Below are 15,085 nucleotides of genomic sequence, written 5' to 3' on the forward strand. Positions count from 1 at the left end.
CAAGGCGCAATGGGTCGCACCGGCGCCGCGCTTCACGCGCGGCTACGGCGCGATGCACCAGATTCACGTGATGCAGGCCGACAAGGGCTGCGATTTCGATTTCCTGCAACGCGATGGCGCGGGCGACGCGACGACGAACGGCGAGCCTGAGATTCACTAACCGCGAACTACACGGTCCGCTACATCGCCGCGCGCATGACACCGCGAACGCCATGATCCGTTATGCCGCTGCGCGCGTGATGGCCAATTCACGCGCGCAGCATTTTTTGCTGCTTCGTTCAGACCGTGTTGGCGCCTCACGTATCGATCAGAAGCCAACGCGATAAACACGCCCCGTTTGCGCACCTTCCACACTGCGTAGATACGCGAGCGCGGCACGTTGCGCGCTGACCGGTTCGAAGCCGCGGAAGTACGGCGCGTAATGCTCCATGGCTTCGCTCAGCACCGTCGGACTCACGATATTGATGCGGATGCCGCGCGGCAGCTCGATCGCCGCGCTACGCACGAAACCCTCCAGCGCAAGATTGACGGTCGTTGCGCTGACGCCTTCGCGTATCGGTTCGTCGGCAAGAATGCCGCTTGTGAGCGTAAAAGAGCCACCGTCGTTCACATGGCGCAGCGCGGTGAATACCACGTTGACCTGGCCCATCAACTTGTCGTCGAGACCCTTGCGAAACTGGTCGATCGTCATTTCCGGCAGCGGGCCGAAGTAGACTTTGCCGGTCGTCGTCACGACGCCGTCGATGGGGCCGAGCTGGCCGAAGAGTTGTTCGAGACTGGCAGGATCGTTGCTGTCGACGCGATGTGCGCCGCGCGTCGCACCGACTTCGATCACCTGATGGCGCGCCATCAGTTCATGTACGACGGCCCGGCCCAGCGTACCGGTCGCGCCGATCACGACGATTTTCTTCATACCCGGCTCCTCCACGAATAATGGTGGTGGAGCCGATTGTCACCGGCCTGGTGCGCGCAGACAAGCACGTCGCGCACATCCGCCTGGCGCACGATACGCGATGCGGCGCGAACCCTGCTCGTTATTTGTTTCGCTGCAACTCGAAGATGCGCGCCGGCCGCCGATGATTGAGCGCAAAGTGCACGCGCCCGCGTAACTGCGGGTCGGCGCGCGACGTTTGCATCGGATGTTCGCGTTCGTCTGGCGCCATCATGCCCTTCTCCACGACCGTGCAGCCGGGCTCCAACGCGAGCAGCAGATGGTTGCCGCCGAGCCGGCTGTCGAAGCCTGCAAGACCGTCCTCGGCTTCGGGCAGACTGTTGTCGAGCGTCGCATTGCTGGTCGTCACCTCGTCCGGCCCGATTGCGCCGTGACCGGCGAGGCGCGCGGCCTCGCGATTCTTGCCGTCGGTGTCGACCGTGCTGTCGTGCGAGCGATCGTTGTGCATCTCCGTGCTCAATATCGAGCCGTCGGGCGTCTGCGCGGATTGATCGGTTGCTGCGCGCTTGTCGGTTTGAGCGACGTTCATCGGCGTTCCTCCTTACGAATGGGCTGCATGACGGGACTGCATGAGCGGCCCCGCGAGCGGTGTCGATGCGCAATGTCGATGCATGCGTCCAGTCGCATGCATGCACCAACGTCGCGTTCATCACGGCCTCGTCAGCAGTTCAGCAAGACGCGTTCCGGCGAGAGGAACCGAACCGGCGGACGCGATTGACGAGCATGGCCTAAAGCATCGTCTAAACGCGACCGGCATTTTTCTGTGTTTTTTAATTGGACGCGAATTTTCTACAGAGTATGATCGACATTCGACCAGGCGTTGGCGGTTAGTAATAATCCTAACCGTTGTTGCGCCACCGGAATGGCCGATGTGGTAGTACGGCAATGCACTTTCGCCAACCATCAATGAGGCAGTCAGGAGCTGATGACTCATGCATGTCGATGCTGCATTCACTCATCGTGGCTATCTGTTGAACTGCTCGCCGGCACGCGCGGGCGACGGAACGTGGCAGGCGTATGTCGTCGTATCGCGATCGAGCGACGGCGAGCTGGTCGCTAACCGATTCTTCCCTACCGATCTCCGCTTTACCGACGAAGCCGCCGCGATCGCGCATGCGCGCGATTGGGCCGTACGCTGGATCGACGCGAGCAGCATGACGATCTGACCGCTGCGACGCGCGCTGGCCTACGCAATTGCCGCTGCACGTAGTCATGCCTCGCGCAACGGCCGCTTGTGCGCCGACGAGCGCGAGTCCGCGCCACGCGAGCCCGCACCACGCGGGTCGAAGCAAAACGCGGTAATCTCTGGGGACAATTCACTCTTGTCCTGCCTGCCGCACGGCGGCTGTCCTCGCCATGTCAAACGTTTCGTCGAATCAGTGGGGTCTCGAACAGATCGTCGCCGATCTGCGCGCCTCACGCGAACAGCTGCACCGCACACGCCATCCGCGCGGCATTCGCGAATTGCCGTCGCGCGAAGCGGTGATCAATATCGTCGCGGGTCTGCGTGCCGCGCTCTTTCCAACCCACTGGGGCGCGCCCGATCTGACCGACGAAACCGTCGACTACTACGTCGGACACACGCTCGAAAGCACATTGCGGCTGCTTGCCGAACAGATTCGCCGCGCGCTGCGCTTTTTGCCCGAGTACGCGGAAACGCCGGATGCGGATCTCAGCGCACGCGCGTTCGAAGTCGCACGTGAGTTCGGCACGCAATTGCCCGCGATTCGCGCGTTGCTCGTCAGCGATATCCAGGCGGCTTACACCGGCGATCCGGCGGCACAGCACATCACCGAGATCCTGTTGTGCTATCCGGGCGTGTGGGCGATGACGCATCACCGTCTAGGGCATGCGCTGCATCGCCTCGGCGTGCCGCTGCTCGCACGCTTCATCAATGAGATCGCGCACTCGGCCACGGGTATCGATATTCACCCGGGCGCGCAGATCGATTCGAGCTTCTTCATCGACCACGGCACGGGCGTCGTGATCGGCGAGACCGCGGTCATCGGCAAGCATGTGCGCGTGTATCAGGCGGTGACGCTCGGTGCGAAGAGCTTCGCGGCGGACATCGACGGTGCGTTGATCAAGGGCAATGCGCGCCACCCGATCGTGGAAGACGACGTCGTGATCTATGCGGGCGCGACGATACTCGGACGCGTGACGATCGGGCGGGGCTCGGTGATCGGCGGCAACGTATGGCTGACACATAGTGTGCCGCCGGGCAGCAGTGTGTCGCAGGGCAAGGTGCGCGAAGGCGAACGCAGCCGCGAACGAAGCGGCGATGACGGCGCGCGCTAGTGCCCGCTGTCGCGCTGTCTATGGCCGGATGCGTTGCTGCGGGTGTGCTACCCGCACCAGATGATCTTGACGCGCGGGGCTCGATCGGCCCCGCGCACGCTCAGGTATTCTTGACGATCACCGACGATGAACCGCCGACGATCGACAGAAATTCGCGGCGTGTCGAAGGGTCGGTACGGAACGTGCCGAGCATTCGCGACGTGACCATCGCGGCGCCGGCCTTATGCACGCCGCGCGTCGACATGCACTGGTGCGCCGCTTCGAGAATCACGCCGACGCCTTTCGGCTGCAACACTTCGTTCAGCGTGTCAGCGATCTGCACGGTCATCTTCTCCTGAATCTGCAGGCGTTTCGCGAATGCATCGACGAGCCGCGCGAGCTTCGAGATGCCGACCACACGATGCTCCGGCAAATACGCAACGTGCGCGCGGCCGATGATCGGCACCATATGGTGTTCGCAATAGCTCTCGAAGCGAATGTCCTTCAGCACGATCATTTCATCGTATCCGTCCACTTCGGAAAACGTGCGCGCGAGAATGTCGCGCGGATCGACCTCATAGCCGGCGAAGAACTCTTCGTACGCGCGCACGACGCGGGCCGGCGTATCGATCAGGCCTTCGCGCCGTGGATCGTCGCCGGCCCAGCGCAACAGCACACGTACGGCGTCTTCGGCTTCTTCGCGCGTCGGGCGGGAAGGGGTGGCCAAGCGTTGCTTCTGCTTTTGTGCGTCCGGCCTGGTTTTTTTCCTGCTCGTGGTCATGCTTTCTCCGGTCCCGTGCAAGTCAGTTGCGTTATCGGTTATCGCGCAGGGCGACAATGCGTGCGCTTCGTTTCGTCATCTGATGATTGTGCCGTGGGTTTTGCCGACGGGTCCTTCGCGTCGTCGCAGGTTGTGTGCCGAATTCGACACGCCGAGTGTATTGCGATTGTAACGAACGCGGCAGACCGGCGATGCATGCGGCATCGACTGCCCTTCGACGGTGCCCGGTCGAGTCCGGATGAGCGTGATGCGCAGGCGCCGGGTAAGGAGAGATGGACGTGCCGCGCCTGAGTACCGCGCGGCCCTGTGCAGGGGATCGGTTGCGAACGACGGGCGGCGTCTATGCGTGAGCCGGGTCCATCCGAATGTGCTTCAGCCATTCTTCGGCGGACGGCAGGTGTGACACCAGCGCCACGGCTCGCGCGTCGCTCGCGTCCTGCACCGCGATGCGGCTCTCATTGAGAATGGCCGACTGCAGAAAAAAAAGAAATGCGAGTGCGCCGCTGCCGTACTGGCGCTCGACTGTGTCGAGCGAGTCCACTTCGTCAAGCAACTCACGGACAAAGCGCGACGACAGGCTCGCGCGATGCATCGAGACAATGGCTTCGACCGCCATATCGGCCGACCGGGCGGGATCGTCGTCGGGAATGTCGGTCGCGCGGATTGCCTGCGAATGAACGAGACACTGCATGACATCGGCAGTAAAGTCGGCACACGAGTACGTCATAATCTATTCCGGATAAATCAGCCCCAAACGGACAGCGTTCTTACGTTTTTTTGCCGGATAGTAAGCAATCCGATATGTGAACGGCCAACGAGCTAAGTGAAATACGGCTGGGCACTAGTTATATCAAAAAGACGGCGGTTTAGCAGCGAAGTTGTCGGAACGGTCGAGGGTCAATGCGAAGTTGCCAGCAAACATCCTCGCAGATAGTGGAAATCGGTTGTCATATTTATGCCGGATGGCTGATATTCCGATGTTTCTGTGTCGATGAATAACAATACATTCTTCGGCTAGATGTCTTTAAAGAAATTAAGCAGGTCGGCGCCTTGGCGTATTAGCACGGCAGTCACAATCCTTTATCGTCCGTTGCCCGACCAACTTGAATTTTTTCGGATCACTATCTTATTGGCGGCGATGCATGCTGCTGCGCGGGCCTCGTTCTCTCTCTCCTTGTTTCGCGAACCGTGACGTGGTGCCCGAACGGACGGCGCCTGCGCGACACGATGAAATCGCGGTGCAGCCGAAGCCTGTATGTCGGCAAACTGCCTGTGATGCCGGCACATGACTGGCGTTGTGGCCGTCTTGCCGGGAAAGTGTGCACTGGGTGCCGCCGGCTTCAGCCTTGACAAGCCGTCCCGGCGGCTCACATAATCGCCGGGAGTTCGCTAAACGAATCGATGTTCGTATAGCGAACATCTGCCAACGACTCGAGCGGGGGCAGGCGGTGAACTTAAGCTTGAACACCATCGGCCGGCACACTGGACGTCAAGATCGTCCCACCCGCAACTGCTACGACACTTTGTCGCACGGCGGCGCGGCGCAAGCGTCGCAATGGGAACCTGTCATGATCAACAAGATTTTCGATTCACTGCAGTCGGCCGTCGCCGATGTGCACGATGGCGCGACCGTCATGATCGGTGGCTTCGGTACAGCCGGCATGCCGTCCGAGCTGATTGACGCGCTGATCGACCAGGGCGCGCGCAACCTGACCATTGTCAGCAACAACGCGGGCAATGGTGAGATCGGCCTCGCCGCACTGCTGAAGGCGCGGCGCGTGCGGAAGATCATCTGCTCGTTTCCGCGTCAGACCGATTCGTATGTGTTCGATGCGTTGTACCGGGCCGGCGACATCGAACTGGAACTCGTGCCGCAAGGCAATCTCGCGGAACGCATCCGCGCGGCGGGTGCGGGCATCGGCGGCTTCTTCACGCCGACCGGCTACGGCACTGAGCTCGCCAAAGGCAAGGAAACGCGCGTGATCGACGGCAAGGGCTATGTGCTCGAAGCGCCGCTTGCGGCCGATGTCGCGCTGATCAAAGCGTACAAGGGCGACCGCTGGGGCAATCTGATTTATCGAAAGACCGCGCGCAACTTCGGTCCGATCATGGCGAGCGCCGCGCAGACGGCGATCGTGCAGGTGTCGGAGGTTGTGCCGCTCGGTGCGCTCGATCCTGAAGAAATCGTGACGCCCGGCATTTTCGTGCAACGCGTGATCGCTGTGCCGCAAGCGGCCCGGCGCGCATCGAATTCCGCCGCGGCGGCTGCCTGACGAGGAGACCACCGTCATGAAACGACTCACTCGCGATGAAATGGCGCAACGCGTCGCGCGGGACATCCCCGAAGGCGCGTACGTGAATCTCGGCATCGGCGTGCCGACGCTGGTCGCGAACCACCTCGCGGCGGACAAGGAAATCTTCCTGCACAGCGAAAACGGTCTGCTCGGCATGGGGCCGGCGCCCGCGCCCGGCGAAGAAGACGACGAGCTGATCAACGCCGGCAAACAGCATGTGACGCTGCTGACCGGCGGTGCATTCTTCCACCACGCCGATTCGTTTGCGATGATGCGCGGCGGTCATCTCGACTATTGCGTGCTGGGTGCGTTCCAGGTGTCCGCGCGCGGGGATCTCGCGAACTGGCATACCGGGGCGCCCGACGCGATCCCGGCGGTTGGCGGCGCGATGGATCTGGCGATCGGCGCGAATCAGGTGTTCGTGATGATGGAGCACCTGACCAAGCAGGGCGAGAGCAAGATCGTCGAACGATGCGCGTATCCGGTGACGGGTGTCGGGTGTGTCGACCGGATCTATACGGATCTGGCGGTGATCGATGTAACGCCTGATGGGCTCGTCGTGCGCGAGATTTTCTCCGATATCGATTTCCCGACGCTGCAGAAGCTGACCGGCGTACCGCTGAAAGACGCGACGGGCGCCGGTGTTCGGGCGGATACACAGGCTGGCAACGCATCGACACGCGCTGCGTAAAAGGGATGTGCAAAGCGGGGACGTAAAAAGGCTGACGTACAAAGGCCAGACGTATAAGAGGGGACGTATAACGCATGGCGCGGCGCGCCGTGGCGCGACGCACGCATGCATCGAAAGCGCGATCGCACGCATCCGCTTCGCGCCCCTTCGGACGCCACCACGCGGCGACACAGATCAAGCCGCCGCGCCTGCGGCCATCATTCCTCGGCGTCGTGTTCGGCGACAAAGCGGCGCAAATAGGCGAGCACAGCCGCTTCCGCCGCGCGATGATCGGCGCAGCTCTTCGATCCGGCGTTTTCCTCGTCGCCGAACAACGTCGCCGGCGCGTCGTGAATATCCACTTCCTGACCTTCGCGCAGAATCCGGATCTCGTGCACATCTCCCGCGTATTCCGCGATCCAGTGGATTCCTTCGATATGGGCGCCTGCCCTGACTGGCGATATCTTCATCACGCATCTCCCGGTGCGCCGCGGGTAAAGTGGGCAGCGCGTCGTATAACCATACGCCGTCGCAGCGCGTCACGCATCCGCGTTCGTGCTCACTTGCTCCCGCTCAACGTGCAAGGCGATTTGCGTTACTCCCGCTTTCGCCGTGCTCGCGCGGCATCGCATCGCATGCAAGCCTTGCGGGGACGGTCGGTTTGCGCGCGCCATCGTCATCAGAACACCGCGGTGGCGAGGCATGCAGGTTGCTCGAAGATTCAGGCCAACAGCCACTTTGGAGGACTGTCATGCCTGAAAAGAAAACACTCAGCCGCGCTCAAGCCGACAAACGCGCGGGCAAGGCGCCGAGCACGCAGGCCGGCGAGTTTGTGAAGGAAGAGATCGAGCATGTGCGCGAAGGCAAGCACGGCGTGCGTTCGGCAAAACAGGCGGTGGCGATCGGCCTGTCGAAGGCGCGGCGCGCGGGCGTTGCACTGAAGCCGCCGGCAGCCGGCAAGACGAGCGCGGCGACGCGCAAGAAAGCGCAGCAGGATACGGCGGCGGGCAAAAAATCCACTGCGAAGCGCAGTGCGAGCACGGAATCGAAGTCGAAGCGCTCGCGCGTGACGACGTCGGTGCTCAAGCGCGAGAGCAGCCGCGGCGCATCGAGCGCCGCATTGTCGAAACAGACGAAAACCGCAGCCGGCCAACGCACTGCGGCGAGCCGTTCCGCCGCTGCGAAGAAGGCGTCAGCGACGAAGGGTGCGGCCGCCCGCTCGGCTGCGGCGAAGAAGGCCGCTCACACGCGCGCGGCGCATGCGCACCACTGAGCGAAGCGGCGCAAGCTTGTGACGGCCGGGCCGCCGCTTGGCGCATACATACGGCACGGCTTCGTCGCGGCGCGCGAAATGAAAGTGCCGCCGGGCAGCACACCGTTTGCAGCGTGCCGCCCGGATGATCATCGTGGATATCGCGCCCGGCAAATCACCGGGCGCGACCCGCGACGCAGCATGCCGTCGCGCTTACATCTGCATCACGTCGATCAGCGTCCGCTTGCCGGCCTTGTAGTCGTACAGCGAGATCACGCCGTGCTTGAGGTCGCCCTTCGAGTCGAACGTGGTTTCACCGATCACGCCTTTGTAGTCGGTGCCCGGCATTGCGGCGAGAATCTTCGCCGGATCGGTCGAGTTCGCACGCTTCATCGCGTCGATGGCGATAAACACCGCGTCATATGCGAACGGCGCGTAGATCTGGACCGGCTCGCCGAAGCGCTTCTCGTACTTCGCCTGGAACGCCTTGCCGCCCGGCATCTTCTGGAGCGCCATGCCGATATCCGAGCACACGATGTTGTCGGTCGCGTCGCCGGCCAGATCCGCCAGCTTTTCGCTGCATGCACCGTCGCCGCCGAGCACTTTCGCGCGCAGGCCGAGCTGCTTCGCCTGCTTCGCGAATGGCCCCATCGTCGCGTCCATGCCGCCGTACATGATCGCGTCCGGGTTTTCACCCTTGATCTTCGTCAGGATCGCGCGGAAGTCGACCGCCTTGTCGTTGGTCGCATCGTGCGACATCACGTTCATCCCGACCGATTTCGCGGTCTTTTCGAATTCGTTCGCGAGACCCTGGCCGTAAGCGGTCGAATCGTCGACGATCGCGACGCGTTTCATTTTCAGGCTTTTCGCCGCGTAGGTCGCGAGCGCTGGACCTTGCTGCGCGTCGGTCGCAACGACGCGGTACGTCGTCTTGAAGCCCTGCTGCGTGTAGGCCGGATTCGACGAGGCCGGCGAGATCTGCACGATGCCCGCATCGCTATAGATCTTCGAAGCCGGAATCGACGTACCGGAGTTCAGGTGGCCCACCACCGCGACGACCTTGTCGTCGACGAGCTTCTGCGCAACCTGCGTGGCGGTACGCGGGTCGGCCGCGTCGTCCTGCGCGTCGAGCACCAGCGTGACCTTCTGGCCATTGATCGTGAGCCCCTTCGCGTTAATTTCCTCCACCGCGAGGCGTGCGCCGTTTTCGATGTCCTTGCCCAGGTGCGCGATCTGGCCCGTCGTCGGCGCGACCTCGCCGATCTTGACCGTCTCGTCCGCATGAGCGACACCGCTCATCGCGAACGCAATCACAATGGCCGTGGAAACCTTGGAATAATTTGAGTTCATTTGTCTTTTTCCGGCTAATGAGGTGAATAAAGACTGCCTGTGAAACCGCTGCCGTCTGTACAGCGGCAGCGGCGCGGACATGTCGCGACGTGCATCGCACGATCGGTTGACGTCTGCCCTACTCAGGACGCTTGATCGGCACGCTTATTCCGCAAGCCTATCTTTTTAATGTGCGCACGCGTGTTGTTGTAGCGATACGAAGCAATGCAGACAGTCAGAGGGGCGTGGTACAGGCAACCGGAGTGAATGGCCGTTCGACGTGGGAAAGAGCAATTGCGCCGGATGCACCGTTTAGGAGCACGCTGCGCAGCCCATCGCATCCGGTTGCATTACATCGTGGATGCGCCCGTTGGATTGAAATTCAATAGGGATGCAAACTATTGCGGGAGCGCCGTCATGCGGATAGAAACCGGCTCGCCTACGACACGAGCGCGAGACGGCCGCGCGGCGCGACCTCTTCCTTGACGACAGTGATCGTGCAGGGAGCAAGGCGGATCAGGCGACGCAGCATCAGTCGCGTTGTCCAGCGATCGAACCACGATTTGAACGTGAGGCCGATCACGATCTGCCCGACGTTGAATTCGGTTGCGTATCGAACGATCTCGTCAACCGGGTTGCCGATCTTCAACGCCATCTGTGCGTACTGGCCGCGCGAAGCGAGATCGGCTTGCAATGCCTCGAGCAGATGCCCGCGCGAATCCACGTTGGCGGCGATCGCCAGGTCGGTCGCGATGTCGAGTCCGACTATCGGAAGCGGCACGACGGACAGCACATGAAGCCTCACGCCGTTTCGCAACGCGAGTTGCGCGGCCAGTACAACGCCGCTGTACGAATGCTCGGAACCATCATAGACAGCCATCACATATCTCATCGCGACTCTCAATCGGGGATCGACACTCTCTGAGACGTCCGGTGACACGACTTTATTCCGTCGTAATCATATTTCTGGAGGGGACGAGTAAGAAACGATCGGCGAGACGGCGAATTGAAACGCAAACAGAGACGGCGCCGTAGCGGGCGCGGTGCGCTAACAATGCGGATGCATCGTGCGGTCAGTGCTGGACGCGAGCGACCAGCCTTTCACTTAGCTGAACGACTTCGAACAGCGTGCCGGACGTGTCGCGCGTGGCGATCAGACCGGCGCGCTGCAGATTGCTGTTTTCGGAATAGGCGAGTTCCACCAGATAGTTCGGCAGCAGTAGCGCGGCCGCGGTGATCCGGGTGGCCGCATCGCGGCCGACTACACCGAACGCGTGCATCGTTTCGCGAAGCTCGAGCGCCGTGTGCGCGAGCAGCCAGAACTTCAGGATTTCCTTATCGGACTCGGTGAGCTGCGGTTGCTCGTCGAGACGGTCGACCAGTTCGACGGTTGCCCGTGCGGCGCGCACGCGATCGGACGGCGCCGACGCGGCGGGAAGTTCATGATTCGCGATGCGTGCGAGGAAGAGTCCCTGATTTTCCGCAAGATGATGCTGGCGGCTCAGGCGCCGTAGCAACACCGTGACGGTGTCGTGCGGCGAAGGATGATGTCGTAGACCTAGCATGGCTTGCCAAACACGGAATGCGATACAGGGGAGCGTAACGCGCCGTTGCGACGCGGCACAGAAGCTACACTAGCACGGCTGAATCGCGTGCGCATCCATTCGTGAGGGCAGATGAGCGCGAACGAACGATGGTTCGCCGCGCAGCGGTGTGTTTGCGTACGTTATCGGTTATCGCGCCGGATCGACTGCTGTTACGCGAGCAGATGCAGAGCGACCGGATACAGCGACAGGACGAGCAGCAATGCCATTGTGATGTTGAACGCGCGCAGCCAGCCCGGCCTGGTCAGCCAGCGCCGGACCGCGGTGCCGAATGCAGCCCATAAGCAGATGCACGGCAAGCCGATCACATAGAACACCGCCGCCATAATCGAAGCGTTGATATTGAAGTCGGCGCTCAGATGAATTGTGGTTGCCGCGGTCAGCACCATCATCCATGCCTTCGGGTTGATCCATTGAAATATCAGCGCTTCATGAAAGCGCATCGGGCGGCGCTCGCCGTCGCGCACGCGCACTTCTGCCGAGGTGCCGATTTTCCACGCGAGATACAGTAGATAGAGCACGCTCGCCGTCTCGAGCACGGTGTAAAGCAGCGGCACCCGTTGAAAGATTGCGCCCAGCCCGAACCCGACCGACAGCATCAGCAGAACGACGCCTGCGCTGATGCCGAAAATATGCGGCACGGTGCGTTTGAAGCCGAAGTTCACGCCGGATGCGAGCAGCATCGTGTTATTGGGGCCGGGCGTGATGCTGGTGACGAGCGCGAACAGGATGCCGGCGGGCAGCGCGCCCAGAGGCTCGATGGACATGAGCGTCTCCGATAGTGACTGACGGAATTGAAAGAATCGATCTCAGTTTATCGGGGTCGGCCAGTACAGTACCTATACAGATGATGAGATGAAATCCGGTACAGGAGTCGTGCAAACGGCGTGGGTCTGCTGGCTATGCGACAAGCCGCGGCTGCCGAGAGAACGTCGCTGATGCGATGTGGGCGGAACTGCCGGCTGGACGTGGTGCTTCTTAAGCATGGAGCGAAGGCAACCGGCAGCACGCTCGCCAGTTGCGCGAGCGGCATCATCGCGAGCGCGAGATAGCCGTCCGCAGTGGGACACAAGCTAGTGGCGCGGAGCGCGGCGCGGCTCAGTGCTGTGCATGCCACGGCGTCAGCTTGCGCTGCAGCCACCGCAACCCAAGCTCGAGTATCAGCGCAATGGCCCCGATCACGAGAATGCCGGCAATCACGACATCAGTGACAAGAAAGCGCGATGCCGAATACACCATAAACCCGAGGCCACGCGTTGCGGCGATCAGTTCGGCCGCGACGAGCGTCGACCAGCCGACGCCGAGCGCGATACGCAGACCGGTCAGAATGTCGGGCAACGCACTCGGCAGCACGACATATCGCAGCAACTTGTAGCGCGTCGCACCGAGCGACGCGGCTGCGAGCAGACGGCTCCTTGCGACGCGGCGCGCGCCGGCCGCCGTTGCGATGGTGAGCGGCGCGAAGATCGTCAGATAGATCAGCAACACTTTCGACGATTCGCCGATGCCGAACCAGATCACCATCAGCGGCAGATAAGCGAGCGGCGGAATAGGGCGATAGAACTCGATGATGGGATCGAGCACACCGTGCGCAATGCGGTTCGTCGCGATGATCAGGCCCGCTGGAATCGCCGTGACCAGTGCGAGCGCGAAGGCGAGCGCAATGCGCGACAGGCTTGCGAACAGATGCTGGCCGAGCGTCGCATCATCGAAGCCTTCGGTGGCGAGTTGCCCAAGTTTGCTGATGACCGTTTCGGGCGGTGGCAGCAATACGGGCGGCACCCATTGCAGGTGGCTGGCGAGCCACCATCCGGCGAAAAGTGCGAAGACGGTGATGAGCGTCGCGGCATGTGCGGTGTCGATGCGCGGCAGGCGTTGATGGCGGCTTCCTTTAGCAGGCGCGGCAACTGCCGTCGCCACGTCACCGTCGGTTTGAACCGCCATCAGTGCGCGGCTGTGCGGCCGGTTAGCGGTTGACATCGCCGGCCTCCTCGGTTTCGCGGACGAGCTGGTCGAGCAACTCCATATGCATCGATGTGAATGCGGGATCGGAGCGAATCGAACGTAGTGCTTCGCCGGCCGCATAGCGCTGCGCGAAATTGAGCCGATGACGCGCGACGACGCGGCCTGGCCGCGGCGACAGGATAAGCAATTCGGTTGCGAGCAGCACGGCCTCTTCGATGCTATGCGTGATCAGGAAGACGCCTTTGCCTGTTGCGCGCCAGACGTCGAGCAGCAGCGTCTGCATATGCTCGCGCGTCAGCGCATCGAGCGCGCCGAGCGGCTCGTCCATCAGCAGGAATGCGGGGTCGGCGGCGAGAGCGCGCGCAAGGCCGACGCGTTGACGCATGCCGCCTGAAATTTCGCCGATCGCGTGGTGCTCGAAGTCGGCGAGCTTGACGAGGCGCAGCACCTCGGCGGCGCGCGCATGGCGTTCCGTACGCGCAACGCCGCGCATACGGAGCCCGAAGCTGACGTTGTCGATCACGTTGAGCCACGGCATCAACGCGTCGTCCTGAAACACGACACCGCGATTCGCATCGGGACCATCGACAGGCGCGCCGTCGATCGTTACGCGACCTGACGTCGGTGTCTGGAAACCGGCGAGCAGCGCAAGCAGCGTGCTTTTGCCGCAACCGGACGCCCCGAGCGCGACGACAATCTCGCCGCTTTTCACCGACATCGACACATCGTGCAGCGCGGTCAGCGGACCGCGCGCCGTTGGGTAGACGACCGATACATGCTGTGCGCTGAGTTCAGCCATGTCGCCAGGTTCTCACTTTTTCACTTCGATGCAGCTGCCGCGACGAATTGCGGCGTCACCGACGCGCTATAGTCAGGCAGCACATGATCGATCTTCTTTTGCTCCTGCAGGAAATTTGCTGTTGCGGCGACGGCTTTCGCTGTGCCGCCGCCGAGCAGAGCGGGGGCGGCTTGTTCGCTGGCATTCGGGTATACATTGCCCGCGAGCAGTTCCGGCACATCGGACGCATTCGCACCGCTTAGTTTGGAAATTGCTGCGACCTGGCTCGAACCGTCATGCCACGACTTGCCGTTTTGCCGATAGTCGGAAATTGCGTTCAGTGTGACCGATACGAACTTGCCGACGAACTCCGGATGCGCCTGTGCAAAGTCCTTGCGCACGGCCCACAGGTCGAATGTAGGCGAGCCCCATTTGCCGACCTGCGTCGAATCGACTAGCACGTGGCCGCTTTCTTTCGCTTTGCCGAGCGCCGGGTCCCACGTATAGGCGGCGTCGATATCGCCGCGCGCCCACGCGGCGACGATCTCGGTCGGGCCGAGATTGACGATCTTCACCTGGCCCGGTTTGATGCCCCAGTGCTTGAGCGCGGCTAGCAGGCTGTAGTGGGCCGTCGAAACATACGGTGTCGCGATTGTTTTGCCGATCAGATCCTGCGGTTTGTCGATGTGCGCGCCGTTGCGCACGACGAGTGCTTCAGAGCCGCCCGTCAGCGCATTGAGCACGACGGCCTCGATCGGCACGCCGCGGCTCACCGCAGCCGCGAACGGACTCGAGCCGACGTCGCCGATCTGGATATCGCCTGACGCGAGCGCCGCGACGATATCGGCGCCGGTATCGAAGCGCCGCCAGTTGATGGTCCAGCCTGTCGCCTTTTCGTAGGCCGCGCTTGCTTGCGCAAGCTTTGCCGGATCGGCGCCGTACTGGTAGGCGATGTTGACGGTTTCTGCTTGTGCTGAAGACTGAACGGAGGCCAGCACTGATGCGAGTGCGGCGCCGGCGACTAACCCGTTGATGACGCGTTTGATGTTCATTGGATGTGTCCGCGTGGATGGAATATGCCAAGGGTAGCGCCGGGGGCGTGCAGTGCTAACCAATCAAATCTCAGTTGCATATGCGTGTGGATCGTATTGGATGGCAATGGGAAACGATATACGCGGTGGCT

General features: G+C 62.1%; 16 protein-coding genes and 1 pseudogene. 5 read left to right on the top strand and 12 right to left on the bottom strand.

What is annotated here, in order from left to right:
* Positions 1-307: 307 nt before the first annotated feature.
* Both HV675_RS09645 and HV675_RS09650 read right to left on the bottom strand, forming a co-directional pair.
* A complete protein-coding gene (locus tag HV675_RS09645; protein WP_175110670.1) occupies positions 308-913 on the bottom strand; it encodes a short chain dehydrogenase in 606 nt (201 codons plus the stop codon).
* Between the two features lie 121 nt (positions 914-1,034).
* Entirely contained in the window at positions 1,035-1,400 is a 366-nt protein-coding gene (locus HV675_RS09650) for a DUF3005 domain-containing protein (protein ID WP_246270170.1), read from the bottom strand.
* 484 nt (positions 1,401-1,884) lie between these two features.
* Between HV675_RS09650 and HV675_RS09655 the strand changes: the two genes are divergently transcribed.
* Together HV675_RS09655 and epsC are read left to right on the top strand one after the other, a co-directional pair.
* The gene (locus tag HV675_RS09655; RefSeq protein ID WP_175110672.1) at positions 1,885-2,118 is read left to right on the top strand and encodes a hypothetical protein; all 234 of its coding nucleotides are present in this window, start codon (positions 1,885-1,887) and stop codon (positions 2,116-2,118) included.
* Positions 2,119-2,308: 190 nt separating this feature from the next.
* Positions 2,309-3,250 carry a serine O-acetyltransferase EpsC gene (epsC, locus tag HV675_RS09660; protein ID WP_175110673.1) on the top strand — a complete coding sequence of 314 codons (942 nt, stop codon included), beginning with the start codon at positions 2,309-2,311 and terminating at the stop codon, positions 3,248-3,250.
* A gap of 100 nt (positions 3,251-3,350) precedes the next feature.
* On the opposite strand, the gene folE is transcribed toward epsC, so the two are convergent.
* Together folE and HV675_RS09670 are read right to left on the bottom strand one after the other, a co-directional pair.
* On the bottom strand, positions 3,351-4,010 hold the full coding sequence (gene folE, locus HV675_RS09665; protein WP_175110674.1) for a GTP cyclohydrolase I FolE: 660 nt from the start codon (positions 4,008-4,010) through the stop codon (positions 3,351-3,353).
* A gap of 340 nt (positions 4,011-4,350) precedes the next feature.
* Entirely contained in the window at positions 4,351-4,737 is a 387-nt protein-coding gene (locus tag HV675_RS09670) for a hypothetical protein (protein ID WP_175110675.1), read from the bottom strand.
* 841 nt (positions 4,738-5,578) lie between these two features.
* On the opposite strand from HV675_RS09670, the gene HV675_RS09675 reads away from it, so the two are divergent.
* Together HV675_RS09675 and HV675_RS09680 are read left to right on the top strand one after the other, a co-directional pair.
* Positions 5,579-6,283 carry a 3-oxoacid CoA-transferase subunit A gene (locus HV675_RS09675; RefSeq protein ID WP_175110676.1) on the top strand — a complete coding sequence of 235 codons (705 nt, stop codon included), beginning with the start codon at positions 5,579-5,581 and terminating at the stop codon, positions 6,281-6,283.
* A 16-nt stretch (positions 6,284-6,299) separates the two neighbouring features.
* Positions 6,300-6,995 (top strand): 3-oxoacid CoA-transferase subunit B, encoded by a 696-nt coding sequence (locus HV675_RS09680; RefSeq protein ID WP_175110677.1) that lies wholly within the window; start codon positions 6,300-6,302, stop codon positions 6,993-6,995.
* 197 nt (positions 6,996-7,192) lie between these two features.
* On the opposite strand, the gene HV675_RS09685 is transcribed toward HV675_RS09680, so the two are convergent.
* Positions 7,193-7,444 carry a hypothetical protein gene (locus tag HV675_RS09685; RefSeq protein WP_175110678.1) on the bottom strand — a complete coding sequence of 84 codons (252 nt, stop codon included), beginning with the start codon at positions 7,442-7,444 and terminating at the stop codon, positions 7,193-7,195.
* Positions 7,445-7,725: 281 nt separating this feature from the next.
* On the opposite strand from HV675_RS09685, the gene HV675_RS09690 reads away from it, so the two are divergent.
* Complete coding sequence (locus tag HV675_RS09690) at positions 7,726-8,247, top strand: DUF6496 domain-containing protein (protein ID WP_175110679.1); 522 nt, start codon at positions 7,726-7,728, stop codon at positions 8,245-8,247.
* Between the two features lie 192 nt (positions 8,248-8,439).
* Here HV675_RS09690 and HV675_RS09695 read toward each other — a convergent pair.
* The 7 genes and pseudogenes from HV675_RS09695 to tauA form a co-directional block, all read right to left on the bottom strand.
* Positions 8,440-9,513 (bottom strand): annotated as a pseudogene (locus HV675_RS09695) (branched-chain amino acid ABC transporter substrate-binding protein); the annotation flags it as partial.
* 481 nt (positions 9,514-9,994) lie between these two features.
* Positions 9,995-10,435 (bottom strand): universal stress protein, encoded by a 441-nt coding sequence (locus tag HV675_RS09700; protein WP_175110681.1) that lies wholly within the window; start codon positions 10,433-10,435, stop codon positions 9,995-9,997.
* A gap of 193 nt (positions 10,436-10,628) precedes the next feature.
* Complete coding sequence (locus HV675_RS09705) at positions 10,629-11,120, bottom strand: hypothetical protein (protein ID WP_175110682.1); 492 nt, start codon at positions 11,118-11,120, stop codon at positions 10,629-10,631.
* 191 nt (positions 11,121-11,311) lie between these two features.
* Positions 11,312-11,926 carry a LysE family translocator gene (locus tag HV675_RS09710; protein WP_175110683.1) on the bottom strand — a complete coding sequence of 205 codons (615 nt, stop codon included), beginning with the start codon at positions 11,924-11,926 and terminating at the stop codon, positions 11,312-11,314.
* 331 nt (positions 11,927-12,257) lie between these two features.
* Positions 12,258-13,106 carry an ABC transporter permease subunit gene (locus HV675_RS09715; RefSeq protein ID WP_377700708.1) on the bottom strand — a complete coding sequence of 283 codons (849 nt, stop codon included), beginning with the start codon at positions 13,104-13,106 and terminating at the stop codon, positions 12,258-12,260.
* A gap of 19 nt (positions 13,107-13,125) precedes the next feature.
* Complete coding sequence (locus HV675_RS09720) at positions 13,126-13,923, bottom strand: taurine ABC transporter ATP-binding protein (protein WP_175110684.1); 798 nt, start codon at positions 13,921-13,923, stop codon at positions 13,126-13,128.
* Positions 13,924-13,943: 20 nt separating this feature from the next.
* The gene (gene tauA / locus HV675_RS09725; protein WP_175110685.1) at positions 13,944-14,954 is read right to left on the bottom strand and encodes a taurine ABC transporter substrate-binding protein; all 1,011 of its coding nucleotides are present in this window, start codon (positions 14,952-14,954) and stop codon (positions 13,944-13,946) included.
* Positions 14,955-15,085 lie beyond the last annotated feature (131 nt).

The organism is Paraburkholderia solisilvae, from assembly GCF_902859875.1.
In the GTDB taxonomy this organism is placed as follows: Bacteria; Pseudomonadota; Gammaproteobacteria; order Burkholderiales; family Burkholderiaceae; genus Paraburkholderia; species Paraburkholderia solisilvae.

Excerpts from the sequence above, each read along its gene's own strand:
- HV675_RS09705 (WP_175110682.1), bottom strand. The coding sequence starts at position 11,120 with ATGCTAGGTCTACGACATCATCCTTCGCCGCACGACACCGTCACGGTG.
- HV675_RS09675 (WP_175110676.1), top strand. The coding sequence starts at position 5,579 with ATGATCAACAAGATTTTCGATTCACTGCAGTCGGCCGTCGCCGATGTG.
- HV675_RS09720 (WP_175110684.1), bottom strand. The coding sequence starts at position 13,923 with ATGGCTGAACTCAGCGCACAGCATGTATCGGTCGTCTACCCAACGGCG.
- HV675_RS09670 (WP_175110675.1), bottom strand. The coding sequence starts at position 4,737 with ATGACGTACTCGTGTGCCGACTTTACTGCCGATGTCATGCAGTGTCTC.
- epsC (WP_175110673.1), top strand. The coding sequence starts at position 2,309 with ATGTCAAACGTTTCGTCGAATCAGTGGGGTCTCGAACAGATCGTCGCC.
- HV675_RS09690 (WP_175110679.1), top strand. The coding sequence starts at position 7,726 with ATGCCTGAAAAGAAAACACTCAGCCGCGCTCAAGCCGACAAACGCGCG.
- HV675_RS09680 (WP_175110677.1), top strand. The coding sequence starts at position 6,300 with ATGAAACGACTCACTCGCGATGAAATGGCGCAACGCGTCGCGCGGGAC.
- folE (WP_175110674.1), bottom strand. The coding sequence starts at position 4,010 with ATGACCACGAGCAGGAAAAAAACCAGGCCGGACGCACAAAAGCAGAAG.
- HV675_RS09685 (WP_175110678.1), bottom strand. The coding sequence starts at position 7,444 with ATGAAGATATCGCCAGTCAGGGCAGGCGCCCATATCGAAGGAATCCAC.
- HV675_RS09710 (WP_175110683.1), bottom strand. The coding sequence starts at position 11,926 with ATGTCCATCGAGCCTCTGGGCGCGCTGCCCGCCGGCATCCTGTTCGCG.
- HV675_RS09655 (WP_175110672.1), top strand. The coding sequence starts at position 1,885 with ATGCATGTCGATGCTGCATTCACTCATCGTGGCTATCTGTTGAACTGC.
- tauA (WP_175110685.1), bottom strand. The coding sequence starts at position 14,954 with ATGAACATCAAACGCGTCATCAACGGGTTAGTCGCCGGCGCCGCACTC.
- HV675_RS09645 (WP_175110670.1), bottom strand. The coding sequence starts at position 913 with ATGAAGAAAATCGTCGTGATCGGCGCGACCGGTACGCTGGGCCGGGCC.
- HV675_RS09650 (WP_246270170.1), bottom strand. The coding sequence starts at position 1,400 with ATGCACAACGATCGCTCGCACGACAGCACGGTCGACACCGACGGCAAG.
- HV675_RS09700 (WP_175110681.1), bottom strand. The coding sequence starts at position 10,435 with ATGGCTGTCTATGATGGTTCCGAGCATTCGTACAGCGGCGTTGTACTG.